At 52.8% G+C, this 17,614-nt stretch carries 22 protein-coding genes; 13 read left to right on the forward strand and 9 right to left on the reverse strand.

Features of this window, described 5'->3' with window-relative positions:
* Positions 1–314: 314 nt before the first annotated feature.
* The 3 genes from Abci_RS13315 to Abci_RS13325 all read right to left on the reverse strand — a co-directional run bounded on the left by Abci_RS13315 (position 315) and on the right by Abci_RS13325 (position 3,086).
* On the reverse strand, positions 315–878 hold the full coding sequence (locus tag Abci_RS13315) for a hypothetical protein (RefSeq protein WP_048839671.1): 564 nt from the start codon (positions 876–878) through the stop codon (positions 315–317).
* The gene (locus Abci_RS13320) at positions 872–1,990 is read right to left on the reverse strand and encodes an AAA family ATPase (RefSeq protein WP_048839672.1); all 1,119 of its coding nucleotides are present in this window, start codon (positions 1,988–1,990) and stop codon (positions 872–874) included. The genes Abci_RS13315 and Abci_RS13320 overlap by 7 nt, the downstream gene beginning before the upstream one ends.
* A 184-nt stretch (positions 1,991–2,174) precedes the next feature.
* Positions 2,175–3,086 carry a LysR family transcriptional regulator gene (locus tag Abci_RS13325; RefSeq protein ID WP_048839673.1) on the reverse strand — a complete coding sequence of 304 codons (912 nt, stop codon included), beginning with the start codon at positions 3,084–3,086 and terminating at the stop codon, positions 2,175–2,177.
* A 97-nt stretch (positions 3,087–3,183) separates the two neighbouring features.
* Between Abci_RS13325 and Abci_RS13330 the strand changes: the two genes are divergently transcribed.
* On the forward strand, positions 3,184–3,933 hold the full coding sequence (locus Abci_RS13330; protein ID WP_048839674.1) for a sulfite exporter TauE/SafE family protein: 750 nt from the start codon (positions 3,184–3,186) through the stop codon (positions 3,931–3,933).
* Positions 3,934–4,080: 147 nt separating this feature from the next.
* On the opposite strand, the gene Abci_RS13335 is transcribed toward Abci_RS13330, so the two are convergent.
* Together Abci_RS13335 and Abci_RS13340 are read right to left on the reverse strand one after the other, a co-directional pair.
* Complete coding sequence (locus tag Abci_RS13335; RefSeq protein ID WP_048839675.1) at positions 4,081–4,542, reverse strand: GNAT family N-acetyltransferase; 462 nt, start codon at positions 4,540–4,542, stop codon at positions 4,081–4,083.
* Between the two features lie 424 nt (positions 4,543–4,966).
* On the reverse strand, positions 4,967–5,329 hold the full coding sequence (locus Abci_RS13340) for a winged helix-turn-helix transcriptional regulator (protein WP_048839676.1): 363 nt from the start codon (positions 5,327–5,329) through the stop codon (positions 4,967–4,969).
* 115 nt (positions 5,330–5,444) lie between these two features.
* Here Abci_RS13340 and Abci_RS13345 point away from each other — a divergent pair, with 115 nt between their 5' ends.
* On the forward strand, positions 5,445–6,311 hold the full coding sequence (locus Abci_RS13345; protein WP_048839677.1) for an NAD(P)H-binding protein: 867 nt from the start codon (positions 5,445–5,447) through the stop codon (positions 6,309–6,311).
* 289 nt (positions 6,312–6,600) lie between these two features.
* Here the strand turns inward: Abci_RS13345 and Abci_RS13350 are convergent, their stop codons facing one another.
* Positions 6,601–7,080: a winged helix-turn-helix transcriptional regulator gene (locus tag Abci_RS13350; protein WP_084597685.1), complete on the reverse strand. Its 480-nt coding sequence runs from the start codon at positions 7,078–7,080 to the stop codon at positions 6,601–6,603.
* Between the two features lie 39 nt (positions 7,081–7,119).
* On the opposite strand from Abci_RS13350, the gene Abci_RS13355 reads away from it, so the two are divergent.
* On the forward strand, positions 7,120–8,046 hold the full coding sequence (locus Abci_RS13355; RefSeq protein WP_023942096.1) for an aromatic alcohol reductase: 927 nt from the start codon (positions 7,120–7,122) through the stop codon (positions 8,044–8,046).
* Between the two features lie 74 nt (positions 8,047–8,120).
* Here the strand turns inward: Abci_RS13355 and Abci_RS13360 are convergent, their stop codons facing one another.
* Positions 8,121–8,573, reverse strand: coding sequence for an Rrf2 family transcriptional regulator (locus Abci_RS13360; protein ID WP_084597686.1), 453 nt, complete (start codon positions 8,571–8,573; stop codon positions 8,121–8,123).
* 103 nt (positions 8,574–8,676) lie between these two features.
* On the opposite strand from Abci_RS13360, the gene Abci_RS13365 reads away from it, so the two are divergent.
* Positions 8,677–9,159 (forward strand): DUF2938 family protein, encoded by a 483-nt coding sequence (locus tag Abci_RS13365; protein ID WP_003618947.1) that lies wholly within the window; start codon positions 8,677–8,679, stop codon positions 9,157–9,159.
* Between the two features lie 19 nt (positions 9,160–9,178).
* Here Abci_RS13365 and Abci_RS13370 read toward each other — a convergent pair whose 3' ends face one another.
* Positions 9,179–10,093 carry a helix-turn-helix domain-containing protein gene (locus Abci_RS13370; RefSeq protein ID WP_048839678.1) on the reverse strand — a complete coding sequence of 305 codons (915 nt, stop codon included), beginning with the start codon at positions 10,091–10,093 and terminating at the stop codon, positions 9,179–9,181.
* Between the two features lie 149 nt (positions 10,094–10,242).
* Here Abci_RS13370 and Abci_RS13375 point away from each other — a divergent pair, with 149 nt between their 5' ends.
* Entirely contained in the window at positions 10,243–10,989 is a 747-nt protein-coding gene (locus Abci_RS13375) for an SDR family oxidoreductase (protein ID WP_048839679.1), read from the forward strand.
* Positions 10,990–11,029: 40 nt separating this feature from the next.
* On the opposite strand, the gene Abci_RS13380 is transcribed toward Abci_RS13375, so the two are convergent.
* Entirely contained in the window at positions 11,030–11,941 is a 912-nt protein-coding gene (locus Abci_RS13380) for a LysR family transcriptional regulator (protein WP_048839680.1), read from the reverse strand.
* Between the two features lie 115 nt (positions 11,942–12,056).
* Between Abci_RS13380 and Abci_RS13385 the strand changes: the two genes are divergently transcribed.
* The 8 genes from Abci_RS13385 to fghA all read left to right on the forward strand — a co-directional run bounded on the left by Abci_RS13385 (position 12,057) and on the right by fghA (position 17,160).
* Entirely contained in the window at positions 12,057–12,389 is a 333-nt protein-coding gene (locus tag Abci_RS13385; RefSeq protein WP_244877697.1) for a YciI family protein, read from the forward strand.
* A gap of 52 nt (positions 12,390–12,441) precedes the next feature.
* Positions 12,442–13,329 (forward strand): MBL fold metallo-hydrolase, encoded by an 888-nt coding sequence (locus Abci_RS13390; protein ID WP_048839682.1) that lies wholly within the window; start codon positions 12,442–12,444, stop codon positions 13,327–13,329.
* A gap of 236 nt (positions 13,330–13,565) precedes the next feature.
* Positions 13,566–13,826, forward strand: a complete 261-nt coding sequence (locus Abci_RS13395) for a type II toxin-antitoxin system RelB/DinJ family antitoxin (protein ID WP_039733946.1) — start codon at positions 13,566–13,568, stop codon at positions 13,824–13,826.
* A complete protein-coding gene (locus Abci_RS13400) occupies positions 13,823–14,116 on the forward strand; it encodes a type II toxin-antitoxin system RelE family toxin (protein ID WP_048839683.1) in 294 nt (97 codons plus the stop codon). The genes Abci_RS13395 and Abci_RS13400 overlap by 4 nt, the downstream gene beginning before the upstream one ends.
* A gap of 304 nt (positions 14,117–14,420) precedes the next feature.
* Positions 14,421–14,696 carry a formaldehyde-responsive transcriptional repressor FrmR gene (gene frmR / locus Abci_RS13405; protein WP_003626675.1) on the forward strand — a complete coding sequence of 92 codons (276 nt, stop codon included), beginning with the start codon at positions 14,421–14,423 and terminating at the stop codon, positions 14,694–14,696.
* Between the two features lie 41 nt (positions 14,697–14,737).
* A complete protein-coding gene (locus tag Abci_RS13410) occupies positions 14,738–15,847 on the forward strand; it encodes an S-(hydroxymethyl)glutathione dehydrogenase/class III alcohol dehydrogenase (protein WP_048839684.1) in 1,110 nt (369 codons plus the stop codon).
* Positions 15,848–15,879: 32 nt separating this feature from the next.
* Positions 15,880–16,308 carry a VOC family protein gene (locus Abci_RS13415; RefSeq protein ID WP_048839685.1) on the forward strand — a complete coding sequence of 143 codons (429 nt, stop codon included), beginning with the start codon at positions 15,880–15,882 and terminating at the stop codon, positions 16,306–16,308.
* Between the two features lie 24 nt (positions 16,309–16,332).
* Positions 16,333–17,160: an S-formylglutathione hydrolase gene (gene fghA, locus Abci_RS13420; protein WP_025829447.1), complete on the forward strand. Its 828-nt coding sequence runs from the start codon at positions 16,333–16,335 to the stop codon at positions 17,158–17,160.
* Positions 17,161–17,614: the final 454 nt, after the last annotated feature.

Consider the following 17,614-nt stretch of genomic DNA (forward strand, 5'->3'; position numbering starts at 1 on the left):
CGCTTCACATTCCTTGAGCGGACAGGCAGTTCAGAGGGGGTATCCGGAATGTCGGCTTTCCAATTGTAAAGTCACGAAAGAGGGTATCTGCAGCAATTCAGCTTAGGTGTGCGGCCCGGTTAATGCAGGCAGTCGCGATAGAATGCTTATAACTTGGATGTATCGGTTCTTTTGTGAAGTGAGACGGAGTGGGGGGAGTTACAAGCTCTTCTACCATTCCGTTGATCTATTCCCACGTGACACAGAATATTTTCGTGATTTACCAACAGTTGGGGTGGCCTTAATCAAAAAAGACCATATTCTACAAAATAAAATTACTGTCTCAGGTAATCGACCAATTCTTTTGCGCTTGCACATGCTGGGTGAATAGAAGCATTTTGAACCGTAAATCCGCAATCGAAAGTTATTTTTTTGGAAAACACCACTTTACCGCCAGGACCACGCTTACCTAGGCTTGCTGCGATTTGCTTAATTCGTTCCCACGGCTTATCTGAGGTGGCTTCAGGCGCCTCCTCGTGGAAATTGTCAATCCCCAGCCAAGCATTCATTGCCGCGCTATCAGCCAAATACCAAGCCTCTAATGCTTTAACTGCAATGAAAGAAAACGTAATATCCTTGTGATTCACCCTCTCACGCACCGTATCTACGTGCGCTTCATCCTCCAGATCGGTCAGGATAAAAATAGACTCTGCACCAGCATCCCTCAACCGGTTGATGAAGACTTCGATGTTCTGCGGCAACAGGTTCCCACCACCCTTGGCGTCAACCACTGGCGTGACCAGTTCATAATCACAAGCGCTCAGCAGTTCCTTAAACTTTGGAGATTCTACTACGATCCGTTCGCTGGCTCCTTCCACGATAAACCCCGCCTTCACCATGGTAGTCCTCCGTCAAATAGATTACTCAGCCAAGCTGTATCCAGCGGAATTTGGGCTTTGTCCACATTAGCATTGGCCGCTGATTGAATAAGAGTTTTGCCGTCAGACTTGCTGATAAAATATAGCTCCGACGTCTCCAAACTTCTGATGATTGATTCACTGTGAGTGGTCAGGAAAATCGGATGCTCGACTGATGCACTTTCCCTCATTAGTTGTACCAGTTCACTAATTGCGGTGGGGTGAATTCCACGCTCTGGCTCTTCTATGATTGTAATCCCACTCTTTTTCGCGCGGCTGAGCACGGCAGTAAGAATGCAAAGCACAAATATCGTACCGTCCGATACTAATTTTGCAGGAAAACGGTTCCTGGTGCTAGCTTCTTTGAAGGTAATTACAGTAGAGCCATCTAGCCGTTGCTGCTCGGTAGAGACATTCTCCAGCCCCGGAACGATCAGCGCCAACCAGTCCAAAACTTGTTCACGAAAGTCGGGATCTTTCTGTAGCACCGACAACATGGACGCAACATTTTTGCCATGAGCGTCTAACGCGCTGGTGTCAGTCGTCGAACTGGATGGCATCTTGGCTGCCAGAGGATCAAAACGGAACACTTTAATATCGGCCAAAAATGCATATAGCGGGCTTTTTTGGCCTAGGAGCATTAATGCGGTCATATCCTTCGGATAGTCCGGCAAAATTTGTAGGGGCGCCTGCTCAGTGAGTTGCACCTTAGTATCGCTGCCTAGCTTCCGATCAATCACCAGAAGGTTGTTCACCTTTAGGGTTTCCGAAATCTGTGGCGTTTTATCTAAATGATGAATACTTATGGTGTAATCGTACAGACTTCCAGCCAACTCTAGGACCATCGAAAAGCTGATCGTTGTACGTTGGTCCTTACGGTATTTGAAGCAATGGATCTGTGAAAAACCGCCAAATTGCGTGCGAGCCTGAAGTGCCCCGAACTTAACTACCGCGCCAAGAAAAGCCAGAGAGTCGACAATGTTGCTTTTTCCCGATCCGTTCGCCCCTGCGAATACCAGCAGTGGCGATACGTCCTGCAATGTCATATCGGCAACGCTCTTGTAGCCCTTGATACGCAGTTTGCGGATATTCATCAGCTTCCCCCTGACATTATTAATTTCAATAAACTTGGTCCTTGCGCAACGCAAGCTGCGTCAGCTTTGTGACAGATTCAATACGCGCTTTAGTGTCCGACATGTAGGCGATTGCCGCTTGTCTGATCTCACATCGCAGACCAGACAGGCAGGTTCCGGCAGGTGGACGACGGTAGCTGTCTATCTAGGAGGGATCGAGTTCTGGATGCTGCGGGACTCTTTGGGACAGGTGATCGTATAGCGCCTTGGCGGACGCAGTGAGATCGCTTTCATCGCGCGCACACAAAGACAGGCGGCGTGTCGCCCATTCGTCTAGCAGTCTGACCAGCTTGATCTGTGTCGACCGTTGGCAACGTCGCGCGGCAGATTCAGGAATGATGCCGACGCCCGCTCCTGCTCCCGCCATCCGACAAATGCCCTGGAAGCTGCCAAGACGAACACGCATCTTCATCTTCGACCCGAGGCGGGACGCCTGATCTTCGATATGATCCTGCAGAGCACCGCCCGCCATGCCGATAAACTGATCTCCGAGCAGGTCAGCAAACCGTACTGTTCTATTCGCGGTCAACGGATGCTCTCTGGACGCCACGATAACGAGGCGGTCGATCGCGAAGTGCCGCATGATCAGATCACCCGTATCGACCGCGCTGGATAGTATGCCGATCTCAGCAAAGCCTGCGCTAACACTTCTGGCGATCTCACTGCTCCCGCGCTCCTTCAGGTCAACGTCGATCTGGGGATGAGCGGCCATCCAAGGGGCAAGGATCTCAGGTAGGAACTCTGTAATCGCGGCGGTGTTCGCGAAGACGCGTACCGAAGCCCGCAGTCCCTTGGCATATTGTCCGATATCGCCCCGCATTTGGGCCATTTGGTGCAGGATCGTGCGGGCATGGTGTGCCAGTATCTCCCCGGCTTCGGTAAGCGCTATGCCGCGACGCCCCCGAATGAGAAGGGTCACTTCTCCCGCCGCCTCCATATCGCGGAGCCGTTCGCTAGCCGCTGGAACCGACAAGCCCGCTTCGGCAGCGCCGTGGGTGATACTCCCTGCATCAACTACCGCCAGAAACAACCGAAGGTCTGTAAGATCGAACCGCATCAGAGCAATCTAATACATCTTGTACCTTCGGGATAGCCGAAGCCTACACTCGGACCTTCCGTATTGTGGGCACGGCTGTGATCGTTAAGTCTGTGGCATGTTCCATTATTCTCCTTCTCTGATCGCCGCTGTCGTCGCCACGTTCTTTGCCGCGGGCGTCGTGAAAGGCGTAACCGGGATGGGCCTCCCAATAGTGGCTATGGGCGTGCTAGGATCGCTTCTATCCCCGCTCATTGCCGCGGCGCTTCTATTGGTGCCCTCGTTCGTAACCAACGTCTGGCAGCTTCTAGCGGGCCGTCGATTTGGAATGCTGATCCGCCGCCTTTGGACAATGATGCTGACGATCATCGTCGGCACTGTTTTCGGCTCTATGCTGCTCACGGGCGAAGGAACCGAGCTTACGACTGTCGGCCTTGGTGCCGCCCTCGTCATCTACGCGGCATACACGCTGCTCGCCAGACCGCTTCATGTCTCGCCGCGATGGGAGCCGTGGCTGTCGCCGGCAATCGGTCTTGTGACCGGATTGGTGACGGGTGCGACGGGCGTATTCGTTATTCCTGCTGTGCCATACATCCAGTCGCTCAATCTGGAGCGGGACGATCTTGTGCAGGCGCTGGGCCTGTCTTTTACCGTGTCAACGATCGCCCTCGCGACCGGATTATTTTGGCATGGCGCAACCCCAGTCGGAAATCTCATGATCTCGACACTGGCCGTCATTCCCGCACTGCTCGGCATGGCGGTCGGACAGCTGATCCGTACACGGATCAGCCCCCAACTATTCAGGCGACTTTTCCTGAGCTTCCTTTTGCTACTAGGTCTGGAAATGGGCCTGCACGGGCTGCTCTGATCGGATCGCCATTCAGCATCTCTAGTAAGGGAACAAGCCCGAAACGTCCGGTTGCAGGAGGCTGCCGCGATCTACTGGACGTCCGACATGAGGCGAGACCGGAAGCGCATCTACCGTCGACGGGTTATGACGATTACCTTGGTGCCTTTACCTGAAGTCCAGATGAAGGAATTGATTGAATTCACCCGGAACGTAGGAGCCAAAGGCTGTGCCCTTCACAAACCCTCGACGCTGATACAGCTTGAGCGCAGGTTCGAATGCCGGTCCGCTACCCGTCTCAAGGCTTAATCGTTGTACACCATGCCTTTTGGCAGCGGCGATAATGGTCTCAAGGACAGCTGCACCGGCTCCCATGCGCAGGAAGTCCGGATGAGTTCGCATGGATTTCACCTCAGCAGTGCCATCTTCTGTAATTTTCAGCGCGCCAATACTAGCAATGCGCTCCCCGTGCCAAGCTGTCCACACGGTTACGCCCGCGCCTTGCAAGCCTGTGAGATCTAGCGCGAAGACGCTACCCACTGGCGAGGAGGCGTGCATGCCTGCGAGGTGAAGTGTCAACAACGCACGTGTCTGATCTTCGGTGAGATCATCCTCCTTGATCTTAAACATCCTACCCTGATCCTCAGTTGCGCCTACGATGCAAGATGTCCGCTCTCCGTCTCACGCACAAGACCCGCCTACGGCTCAGATGAGGGCGATTGCCGCTTGTCTGCTTACGCCGCGCTAAGCGGACCTTCTGCTTTCGCCTCATCCTCGACATACAAGGCGCGATAAAGATTTCCAAAACCGGACATGTGCGCGTGGCAAGTCTGACATACTCGCGTATGCCGTCACCGTTGTTCCCGTCTGCCAGTAATTTCCGCTCATGTGCCTCACGATGCTGCGCATATTGGTAATTATACTGTAGCAAAATGAACCGACATCTCTGGACAAACACCTGAGCGAGCGCATGGTTAAGTGGTTCAACTTGATGGAATGATGCCCCGCATGCTCCGCTGATTGACGGCGCGCTTCATCACACCTCAACGCCAGTTCAGTCCTGCGCGGCACGACGATCAAATGCGGCGCGGGCCTGTTCAAGGGCGGGACGGTTCTCGCGTGCCCAACTTGCCAGGGCTGCCAGAGGTCCTGTCAGGCTTTGCCCCAATGGGGTCAGACAGTACTCAACCTTCGGCGGGACGGTAGCATAGGCTTTGCGAGCCACCAGTCCATCGCGTTCGAGCCCGCGCAGAGTGATGGTCAGCATCCGGTGCGAGATGCCGGGGATGCGGAGCTTCAACGCATTGAAACGATGGGTGCCTTCTGAGAGATGGCCACAGACCATGACCGTCCACTTATCGCCAATGCGTGCAATCACATCTGCTAGGCCGCGACATTCAGCTTCTACATTTTCCATTGCTACTCCTTGGGGCGACAGGAACCTGGGTGTTCTTGACGCATGAATTCATGCGTACTTGTTAGCTTATAGGAACAAATTTATCCTAAAGAACCATAAATAACCATGGAATCTGATGATGAAAATAGGTGTGAGCGGTGCCAGCGGCCAACTCGGTAGCGCAGTTGTTCAGGCGTTGGCGGAAACGGTTGCGGCCGAAAACTTGGTGGCGATTTCGCGCACCCCCAAGACCGATCGAACCTACGCAGGTCGCTTAGGCGACTACGACCAATCCGAGACATTGGTGGCGGCCTATCAGGGCCTGGATCGCCTGTTGTTGATTCCGGGGGCTGATCTGCGGCCGGGGATTCGTTCGCGCCAGATGTTGGCGGCCGTGGATGCCGCTGCACAGGCCGAGGTCGGTCACGTCTTCCTGTTGTCGGCAACCGGGACGCAGCGTGAGGGGGAGTCCGCCGTTGGGGCGGCGTATTGGCACAGTGAGCAGGCGTTGATCAAGAGCGCGATCCCCGCATGGACGATACTGCGTATGAGCTATTTTTCCGAGACGCTGGTCGAAGAGGTGCGGATGTCTTTGACGGCAGGCGGGCTTGCGATGCTTGAGGACAGCCGCATCAGTTTCGTTTCGCGCGGCGACGTGGCCAAAGCTGCCGCCGCCGCATTGACCAGCGAGGGCCACGAGGGTGCCATATATCAGCTGACAGGCTCTGAAGCCCTGCTTGGTGAAGCGGTCTGCAGACTGGTCGCGCAGCAGATCCAGCGGCCCTTTGCCTTGAACGTTATGCCCGCCGAGGTGTTGCGAGCCGGGTTGCTCAAAACGGGTCTGCCTGACGTGGTTGCCGATGCCGTGGTATCGATGAAGGCGCGGCAGGCGCGTGGCGCCTACGACATCGTCAGCGGTGACATCGTGCGTTTGACCGGAGGCACGCCGTGTTCCCTGGCCGAAATTCTGGCGAGTATCGCCGGAGGACTGGGGCAGTCGTAGCACCGCACTTGCTGGGTGCTTTGCTGCGCCATTCGACGGAGGTCCGCGCCACCGGTGCAAGTAGGCTTGGAATTGCGGGTACATGACCACGTTGGAGGCGTAGTTCAGCAGGAGGTCAGGTCCAACTGGATGTCGGCGTTGCCAGGGCACTCGACCAGATGGCTTTCCAGGGCGATGGCGTCCGGGGCGGCTAGCAACTGTGTTTGAGCGGCCTCTCGTCACAATCACCAACGCTATCCTCAAAAGCGGAGTGCCATGGCGCATTAGCTCCGCCGCTTAAACACTGTTGCTAATTCAGACCGTCACGAGGCTCAACGAAAGTGCCATTCCTCTCACTGTCGAACCGATCGCGTGCCGTTCTGAATGTCGCAGCGTTGTCAATAATCCACCGCCAAAGAGGCATCATTCCTACGAGCAGCCCCTTTCCCAACGGAGTGAGAGTATAATCCACCCGTGGCGGGACCTCACCGTAATCATGGCGAATAATAAGACCGTCGCGTTCTAACTGACGAAGAGAACGCGTCAACATACGCTGCGTAACCCCATCAAGCCGCCGCGCCAGCTCTGCGTGCCGCAGAGTACCAGCAACACCAAGAATATGGACAATACCGAGTGACCATCTGTTGCCGGCATGCGCAAGCACTTCTCGCTTCAACCCGCCATCATTGTCACTGAGAGCAGCACAGGCTGCCTGCGGCTGAGCCATCACGGCATCGAAGTCCAGATTATCGAACGGTATCACTCGTGTACCTTCTTCGCTTTCCCGCATCGCGTCTTATTTTAACTTTATAACCATAAGGAATTCCTGATGCCAGCGATGAAGACCCCTGTCATTGAAACCCTTGTCATCGGCGCCGGAGAGCTTGGTCAGACCGTCATCACCGGCCTGCTTGAACAGAACCCGGAATGCACTCGGTCAATCAGCGTTCTTCTCAGACCATCAAGCGGAAGCACCAGAACGGATATTGCGCGACAATTAAAGCAAAAAGGCCTGCAGATCGTTTATGCTGATCTTTCGACGGAAACGGTAGAGGACCTCTCCGCCCTCTTCGCCAAGTTCAATACAATTATATGTTGTACCGGGTTTGTTGGTGGCCCCGGTACACAGCGTAAAATTACAAGTGCTGTCCTGAAGGCTGGGGTGGACCGTTATGTGCCGTGGCAGTTTGGTGTCGATTACGATGTTGTTGGACGTGGTAGCGGGCAGCCAGTATTTGATGAGCAATCAGACGTAAGGGACATGCTGCGCGGTCAATCTGCGACCCAATGGATAATCATTTCGACAGGAATCTTCACCAGCTTTCTGTTTGAGCCAGCTTTCGGTTTGGTGGATCTTCAAGGCGCCAAGGTTCGCGCACTCGGCAGTTGGGATAACCGTCTGACGGTGACCACTTCCGAAGATATAGGACGACTTACAGCGAGCATCCTCGCCCATAAACCGCCGATCCAGAACGAGGTGGTTTACGTTGCCGGGGATACGTTCTCCTACGCTCAACTCGCCGAAAAGATGGAGCACTACCTTGGCCGCCCTGTCATTCGGGAACTGTGGGATATGGATAGGCTACGCGCAGAAGTCGCCGCACACCCTGATGACGGAATACGGAAATATCGTCTTGCGTTTGCACGCGATACTGGCGTGGCATGGGACAAGAAACAGACTTTCAACGCTTTACAGGGCATTGAAGTAACCGACGCCATGACCTGGCTAAAACACCAGCAACGTCATGTAGCTTAAACCACTCACTGTTTGCGACATCTGAATTCCGGGAGGCACAAGGTCAGCATCAATCCTGGCCATCAGCCCTTGGTCTACTTGCAGAGCGTGGCCGGAGCATGGCGCGCTGCTAGCCTCTGATGGAAGTCGGCATGAAGCGCTGCAAGTGTAATCTGGCCAAAACGCGCGAGAAGTTGGGCCGTAACATCCGCAAGGACGCCACTCATTGCATCGTTAACGACTTCCTCAACAAGGCATTCAGTCTTTTCACTCCGGTTCCCTATGGCGAATAATCTTGGGGCATCAAGAGCCTCGTAAATATCTCGCAGCGTTACCCGATCCAACTGGCATGAAAGCGTCCACCCCCCGCCATGTCCTTTCTCGGAGTGCACATATCCATGCTCACGCAGACCGCCCATAAGACGTCGCACAACCACGGGGTTGGTGTTAAGGGCGCGAGCCAGGGCTTCTGACGTCATGGGACCACCTGCTTCTGCCATATGCAGGAGTACGTGGAGCACGCAGGATAATCTGTTATCTTGTCTCATGTAACTTCATGTGTTGCTAGAGTGCGATTTCGTCAGTATATCATGAAACTCGAAAAGTGACATGAAAGTGTGCGCGAACACTCTTACTTCGAGGACATGCTGTATGAATTTGCTCGAAATTCTGACAGTCGGCGTCGTGGCGACTGCTGCATCCGATATCTGGCAACAAGCCCAGAAACCATTGACTGGAATTCCTGCAGCCAACTGGTCTGTCACCGGCCGCTGGGTCATAGGGTGGCGTGACGGCAGGATCTATGACCCAATGATTGGAAAAAGACCCTCCCTGAAAGGAGAGGCCACTGTTGGCTGGGCATTTCATTATCTGATTGGTGCTGTTTATGCCGCACTGTACCTCAGTTTTGTGGTGGTTATAGCAAAGACAGTCCCCACACTGCTAAATGGTCTACTCTTCGGACTTGTTACCCTTTTAGCCCCTTTTCTGTTTATGAAACCTGCTCTGGGCGGCGGTTTTTTCGGGCTTAGGGCTCCCAATCCTGGAAAAGGACTATTTCTCAGTATAAGCGCTCATGCTGTCTTTGGAATGGGACTGTATTTAGGTGAACTTTTTTACCAAGGTTTTTTCTGAAACCTTATTCAGAGAGTGATTACAGTTTTCTATAGTGACGAGGACTGACACCTGTCACTCTGCGGAAGACCTGAGCAAAGTGACTTGGACTGTCGTATCCGATCTCCAAGGCAATCTCGATAATGGAAAGATTGGTCTTACGAAGCATTTCTGATGCTTTCTGGACGCGGTGCTGCATGAACCAACCAGAGGGGGTTTGTCCCGTGGTTGTACGGAATGAGCGACTGAAGCGAAAACGGCTCATGCCACACAAAGCAGCAAGACAATCCAAATCAAATGGCTCAGCCAGATGTGCTTCCATATGATCAAGAACTCTACGCAGTTTCCATGTGGGCAAGAGAGTGGATCGTAGCTTTATCTTAGCTCTGGCATCAGCATACTGTCTTAAAAGATGAACTGTCAGACTTTCCAGAAGGCCATTTACAAATAAGGAATTTGTAATAACGGAAGATTGCATTTCAGCTATCAGACCACTCAAAATGCCTGATATGAAAGCATCCTCCCCGCCCGAAACATCCCGCATTCGAATACGGGATGAAGTCAGATTTAATGACATGGCAGCTCGATCGACAAGCTCAAGTCCAAGATAGAGATGCAACACTTCAAAACAAGTGTTTCCCTTGCCCTGCCACCGCATCAGATAGGGTGTGTCCGTCTGCGTGAGGTAAAATGTTCCTGCTCTTGCCTTGTTCTGTTCCCAAGGCCCTGTCAGTTCACGCTCTTCAATATTTGCTTCTCCGCGGATAACCCAAACAAGCAGGGGTTCTGCGACGGCAGGTACAAGAATTTCGTCTTCTTGTACCGGGCGAGTGAATATCTGGACGTCAACATCCTTCCAGACATCCCCTTCACTTTGCGCGACTTTCTTCCCGGGGAGAAGTTGCTCCAGTGTCAAACTGGCAGCACGCCGAGAAGGAAGGCAGGACAAAACCATCTGCTACACTCTCTCATTTCCATGCACGACTATCTATAGCGCAAAATCGCGATAGTTTCAGCAAGAAGCCATGAGAGATATCTTCTGGCATAATTTACATCTCCTTCGACAATGAAGGCCGATTGAAGGCTCGTCGTGTGGAGAAGATTATGAATATTGCAGGAAAAGTTGCTCTGGTGACCGGAGCATCCAGTGGCATTGGTGCGGCAACAGCGCGCAAACTCGCAACAGAAGGAATCACAGTTGGTCTGGCGGCACGTCGTCATGATCGCCTGGAAACGCTTGTCAGTGAGATTACCAAGGCTGGCGGTCACGCTATTCCTCTGGTGACGGACGTTACTGATCTTGTCTCGTGTCAAGAAGCGGCAAAGAGCTTGATCGCCCAATTTGGAAGGATTGATGTTCTGGTCAACAACGCGGGCCTGATGCCCCTATCCAGCGTTGACAGCCTGAAAGTGGACGAATGGCAGCAGATGGTGGACGTCAATATATCCGGTGCTCTCAATGCAACGGCAGCCGTTCTTCCGCAGATGATCGCACAGCATTCGGGTCATATTTTCAACATGTCCTCGATTGCAGGCCGGAAGGTCTTTACGGGTCTCGCCGTTTATTGTGCCACCAAGGCTGCGGTGACAGCGTTTTCAGACGGCCTAAGAATGGAGATCGGACCAAAGCATAATATCCGCGTTACCTGCATTCAGCCGGGAGCCGTAAAATCAGAGCTTTACGATCACATTACAGATGCTGATTACCGCAAACAGATGGATGACCTTGCAGCGTCCATGACCTTTCTCGAGGGCGAGGACATAGCAGACAGTATCCTTTTTGCTCTGAAATCACCTGCACGTATGGATGTTGCAGAACTGTTTGTTCTTCCGACTGAACAGGGATGGTGAACAGGAACTGATTGCCAACTGAGCTTAGGAGTCAGGCACCCTACCGTCGAAAAGAGGCTTCAGGCTGGAAAGCCTCTTGAAGCTCGGTCACAAAGACCCGCAGCTTTGGTGTCATAACCGGACCTGCGTTATAGAGCAGGTGCACGGGCCTGTCCGGAACTTTCCACCTGGGCATAAGCCGGACAAGCCGTTTATTTTTAATATCAGGAAGCAGGGCCTGCTTATATCCCACCAGAATACCATCGCCAGCAAGTGCTGCAGAATGCAGAACACTTGAATCATTACTGATTATCCTCCCGGAAACGGTGACTGGCCGCGTAACGCTGCCTTGAGAAAAGTGCCAGGTCGTTACAGGGCCGCCAGAATTTTCATACACGAGACACTCGTGGCGCATCAGATCTTCGGGCTGCTCTGGAAAACCGTGTTTTTCCAGATAGGTTTGAGCTGCACAGATGACCCGACGATAGGCCGTCAAAGGGCGACTGACCACTGTAAGGTCCGTCTCAAGTTCACCAATTCGGATCACAGCCTCATGACCGTCCATTGTGGGGTGAATCAGTTGGTCTGTCAGTGACAAATGGACTTGAATTTCTGGATATCTTTTCTGAAAATTGTGAACAAATGGCAGCAATACTGTTCGCCCGAAAGTGACGGGTACACTGACAGATAATGTACCGCGGGGTGTGCCAAGCGTATTGGCTGCCAGACTGTCAGCTCGTTCAGCAGCCTGCAGAACAAGCCGACATTGCTCGCAATAGAGCCGTCCTGTTTCAGTCAGACTTTGCCGACGTGTCGTTCGATGCAACAGGCGAGCACCAAGGTGATGCTCCAGAGCCTCTATATGCTTGGCCACCATCTGCGGCGACAAAGTCAGATGCTGGGAGGCCGCAGCAAAAGATCCCAATTCCACAACCTTGATAAAAATCTTCATGCTGGTTAACCGGTCAAGCATTCACCATCCTCAGTTGTGACTGATGTCTTGTATCGACAATTTATCCAGCGAAAAAGAGGAATATGCTGAAGGCTTCGAGCGATTGGCAAGTCCAGTTCTGATGGAGTCTTTCGAAATGCCTGTTTATCTTGTGCGCATGGACCACCCTGACGGCGAGGGATGGGGACAGCATGTCGCAGCACACGTATTGTATCTCAGGCGCCTTATTCAGGAAGGCAGACTGCTGGCCTCCGGTCCGTTGAAAGGCACCCCACTGCGCTCCGGCTTTCTGATTATGAAAGGTGCCAATCGGCAGGAGATTGACGCGATGATTGCCGGTGATCCCTTTGCATCAGAAGGTTTGATTTGTGATCTGCGCATTGAAGAATGGGACCCGCTATTCGGGTGCCTGTCAAACCATTCAACTGGCAAACTCCCGCAAGAATTGAAGTCTCTTTTCCCTTCATGACAACAGCGCTGTGTCTTTTGAGAAATAAAAACGAAAAGAGGGCCTTGGGATTATGAACGATCTTCAGTGGTATACTGTAGGGGATGCCCGCATACTAAAAATACAGGATCTGACGCTAGCAGCACTCACTCCAGAACTCTTGCTTCCTGACTGGGATGATGCAACGGCACTTCAGGCTTATCCTGATCTGTCTGAAACGCTGGATGCGTCAGAAACGAAAGTTCTTTTGAGCGTTCATAGCTGGCTCATCAAGGATCGCGGTCGGAACATTCTTGTGGATACGGGGGCCGGGAATAGCAAGGCTCGACCTGCTGCTCTATATTTCGATCACTTGCAGACCGTGTGGCTTGAAAATCTGATGCGCGCTGGCGTCCGGCCAGAAGATATCGATTTTGTTCTTCTCACCCATCTGCATGTTGATCACGTGGGGTGGAACACACGCCTGCAAAATGGCATCTGGGTTCCGACCTTCCCGAATGCCCGATATGTCTTTTCTAGAGCCGAATATGATTTTTTCAGTAATCCGGCTCATGATAGCGTCCGCAATAAAACCAGTTTCATGACACGCATTGATAGCGTTGATCCGATTATCTCGGCGGATCTTGCGGATCAGATTGACGTAGACGGATCCGAAGTTCTTGAAGGAATCTCCTTTCACCCCACACCTGGGCATACGCCCCATCACGCGTCTCTCGTGCTGAAATCAGGTATGGAGCGTGCGCTCTTCACGGGTGATGTCATGCATCACCCCATTCAGGTATGTATTCCGGAGTGGAGTGCCGTTTTTGATGCAGATCCTCAGATAGCCATCATATCGCGAAAATGGGCTTTGAATTATGCTGCCGAACACACCGCAGCAGTATTCACATCGCATTTTCCGATGACATCCGCTGGAAAAGTGATGACATACGACCAGGGAAGGGGTTGGTCTTTCCTCTAGGGCTGCCATTATGTCCGCTGTTCACCTCGTTCAATTCCATTGCGGACATTCCGCTTTCCCCCCTGATCTGCCTGTCTGCTCAGTGATGCAGGAGCAGACAGGCAGCAGTCGCCTCATTTCTGCCGTTTCCGCAACCGATCTGGTTTCCCGAATGCGGACATCAGCATCGGCCATCTTTCGCTTCATTTGTACGAACGAATGTGATACAGATGTACATATGCGCAAGGAGTCTTTGTATGTCTGCTGTTACATTCCGAGTAGATGAAACGCTGAAGGCAGCCGCAGTTGAGAAGTTGTCGGCTCAAGGCATTTCACTTTCTGACGCACTGCGCGATACCCTCGCGTATATTGCTGAAACGGGCCGCTCTCCCGTCAAGCGCACGCTTGTCACAGACGAGGATGCGCAGCTTATCGAGATCGTGCGCGAACGTCTCAAAAATCCTGCCCAAAAGCACCGTATGACTTTTGCAGAGCTTAAAAGCCGTCATCGCGAATGAAAGAGTATTGTCTTGAATTCGACGACAGAGCGCTCAGGGAGTGGGATGCTCTTGACGGCAGCGTGCGTAAGAAATTTGAAAAGAAGCTGGAAAAGCTGATCTGGAACCCTCACTCTCCGGGAAATGAACTGCATCGCGACCTATCAGGGTTTTATAAGATCAAGCTTCTGAAAGATGGTTACCGTCTTGTTTATCAGGTCATCGACGAACGGATCGTCATCTATGTAATTGCCGTTGGCCGGAGAGCTGACAATGAGATTTATGAATTAGCGTCGCAACGGACAGAGTGAATTTACTTTCTGGTAGAAAGTCAGCTCCCGCCTCATGTCGGTCGTTTGGACCACAAGGTTGTTTGCCAAATAGCGGACATCAGCGCTTCAAAGCCTCGTTGTAGAGGCTTGTCTGGATTTCACTGATTACACCTATTGAATGATTCCAAGACACAGGCAGTCCCCCAATGGACGTTACGGTGAAAATTTCGGCGATACGGACTTTTGATCGGATCATATGACAAGCACATCCTTATATCCTTGTCATACTGCCCTATAGTATGACAAGGATACTCAAGGGCAGTATATTCGGAGTAAACGTTTCGTGCCGCACACACCAGCTGAGAAAAAGCGCGTTCTGACCCGCGTGCGCCGTATTCGCGGGCAACTTGATGCGCTGGAACAGGCTCTGGAGAAGGGGGCTGATTGCGGTCCGGTACTGCAACAGGTTGCGGCTATCCGAGGAGCGATCAACGGATTAATGGCCGGTGTTCTTGAAAGCCACCTGCGGGAAGAATTTGTTGAATGCGCCGGTGATCGTGATGCTGCCAGTGGTTCGATCGAGAATGTGGTGTCACTCGTTCGATCCTATCTCCGGTAATGCTCACGACGCTGACTGACAGGTTATTTGGAGAAAAAATCATGAAATCACGGGCAGCAGTTGCTTTCGAGGCGGGTAAGCCCCTTGAGATTGTCGAGATCGACGTAGCGCCTCCTCGTGCAGGTGAGGTGCTCGTGCAGATCACGCATACAGGTGTATGCCACACTGATGCGTTTACCCTGTCAGGGGATGATCCCGAGGGACTATTCCCATCCGTTTTGGGTCACGAAGGCGCGGGAATTGTCATCGAGGTCGGAGAAGGGGTCACCAGCGTTGCCCCCGGCGACCATGTCATTCCGCTTTACACGGCGGAATGCGGTGAATGTCTGTTCTGTAAGTCGGGAAAAACCAATCTCTGCATTTCAGTGCGCGCCACACAGGGTAAAGGTGTGATGCCGGATGGCACGACACGCTTCTCCTACAAAGGTCAGCCGATCCATCATTACATGGGGTGTTCGACGTTCAGCGAATACACGGTTGTCGCCGAGGTTTCTCTGGCAAAAATCAATCCCGCATCCAATCCAGGGCATGTCTGTCTGTTGGGATGTGGCGTCACCACAGGGATTGGTGCGGTACACAACACGGCCAAGGTGCAGCCGGGAGATACGGTTGCCGTCTTCGGTCTGGGCGGGATCGGTCTGGCGGTCATTCAGGGAGCGCGACAGGCAAAGGCTGGCCGGATTTTCGCTATTGATACCAACCCGGAAAAGTTTGAACTTGCCAAAGCATTCGGCGCCACGGAATTCCTCAACCCCAAGGATTATGACAAACCGATTCAGCAGGTTCTTGTGGAAATGACCGGCTGGGGTATTGATCATACATTTGAATGTATCGGAAACGTCAACGTCATGCGCGCTGCGTTAGAAGCCGCGCATCGTGGGTGGGGGCAGTCGATCGTCATCGGAGTGGCAGGGGCCGGTCAGGAAATTTCGACCCGTCCCTTCCAGCTTGTGACGGGGCGTTCGTGGCGCGGCTCGGCTTTCGGTGGGGTCAAGGGACGCAGCCAGCTTCCCGGCATGGTCGAAGATGCCATGCGTGGCGATATCGAACTTGCGCCTTTCGTAACCCACACCATGCCGCTCGAAGACATCAATACGGCCTTCGATCTGATGCATGAAGGAAAATCCATCCGTTCCGTCATTCATTTCTAAGGTCTGCGTCTCACCGCGCAACATCATTTCCAATGGTTGGAAATTACAGGAGAACGATCATAGCAGTTATTTCCGGTGACGGTGTTTTCTCTCACGTTTTTCTTGGGGCAGTGGATACTGCGGTATCCGCGAAATTCTATGACGCCGCGCTTGCGGCTCTGGGCATAAAAAACCTGGGGCCGTTCGGGCATGGGTGGATTCTGTATGGCCGCGAAAAGCCAGCCTTCATCATTGCACGTCCTGGCAACGGTGAAGCGCCCTCAAGCAACGGTGTCACCATCGGTTTTGCAGCAGCGACACCCGCCGAAGTGGAGGCTTTTCATGCCGCAGGTCTTGCCAATGGGGGAACCGATGAAGGCGCACCCGGCCCGCGAAGCCACTTACCGGGCGCTTACGCTGCCTATCTCCGGGATCCGGCAGGGAACAAGATCTGCAGTTATACCTTCACGGACGGTAACTGACATGCGCAAAAGGCAGTGAGAGCCATGGAACGCAAGGAAACACACGCCTCTTTTGGGGGCGTGCAGGAAGTCTGGCGACACAAGTCCGTGTCGTTGGGTGTGGAAGCAAACTTCGCGATCTACCTGCCGCCGCAGGCAAAAACTGAAAAGGTTCCCGTTCTTTACTGGCTCTCCGGTCTGACATGTACGGAGCAGAACTTCATTGGCAAGGCTGGCGCGCAACGCGTGGCCGCAGAACTGGGCATCGCCATTGTCGCGCCGGATACCAGTCCACGGGGCGTGGGTGTGGCTGATGACGATGCGTACGATCTTGGACAGGGTGCCGGATTTTACCTCAATGCGACGCAGGAGCCGTGGGCTGCGCATTATCGGATGTATGATTACGTCGTCACGGAACTTCCTGCGCTGATTGAGGCGAGCTTTCCGGTTACGCAGCAGCGAGGCATTGCGGGACATTCGATGGGTGGATTTGGCGCCATCATGATCGCGCTGCGTAATCCTGGCCGCTATCGTTCTGTGTCAGCCTTTTCACCCATTGTGGCGCCAACGCAGGTACCATGGGGTGAAAAAGCATTCAGTGCTTATCTGGGTCCGGATCGTGCCAGTTGGGTAGCCTATGACCCGCTTGAACTTGTGCGGACAGCGAAGGAAAGACTACCTGTTCTGATAGATCAGGGTCTGGCGGACCAGTTTCTGAAAGAACAGCTCAGGCCAGAACTGCTCCAGGAAGCCGCACGGAATGCAGGGCAGGAACTTATCCTGAATCTTCGTCCTGATTACGATCACAGCTATTATTTTGTAGCCAGTTTTATTGCAGATCATCTCAGATATTTCGTGAGTAAACTACGATGAATAGATTGTCAGATTTTTTGGATCCGCGCTTTTCTGGCTTCGGGTGGAGACGAAATCTGTTAGGGGCGTCTTTGAAACTGTGGAATTAACTGGCGGCTTTCTGCATCTTTTGTCCGGAAGCAGACATTCCGTTTGCCCCCCAAGATGGACATCATGTCAATCCTCGGCCTGAAACAAGTCCGACTAAGAACGGGCTTTTAACCTAATTAAGGGATTCCTCTTAACCTGATTAAGGTTACTTTTGGTGTGGTTTGACGGCGTGGAAGCCGGGATTCACCTAATTAAGGAATTTCGACAAAACCTTTCTTTTCCCGGGTGCCAGCCTACTTGCGATAAATGGTAGAAACGGAAGTAGATTTTACCTCAGAAAACCCCTGATTTTGGATATTTAGCTAAATTGCTGGACTGCTGTATGGCTGAATGACGTGCCCCCCTTTTTGTATCCACTCAAAAG

It is taken from the genome of Acetobacter cibinongensis (genome assembly GCF_000963925.1).
GTDB lineage: Bacteria > Pseudomonadota > Alphaproteobacteria > Acetobacterales > Acetobacteraceae > Acetobacter > Acetobacter cibinongensis.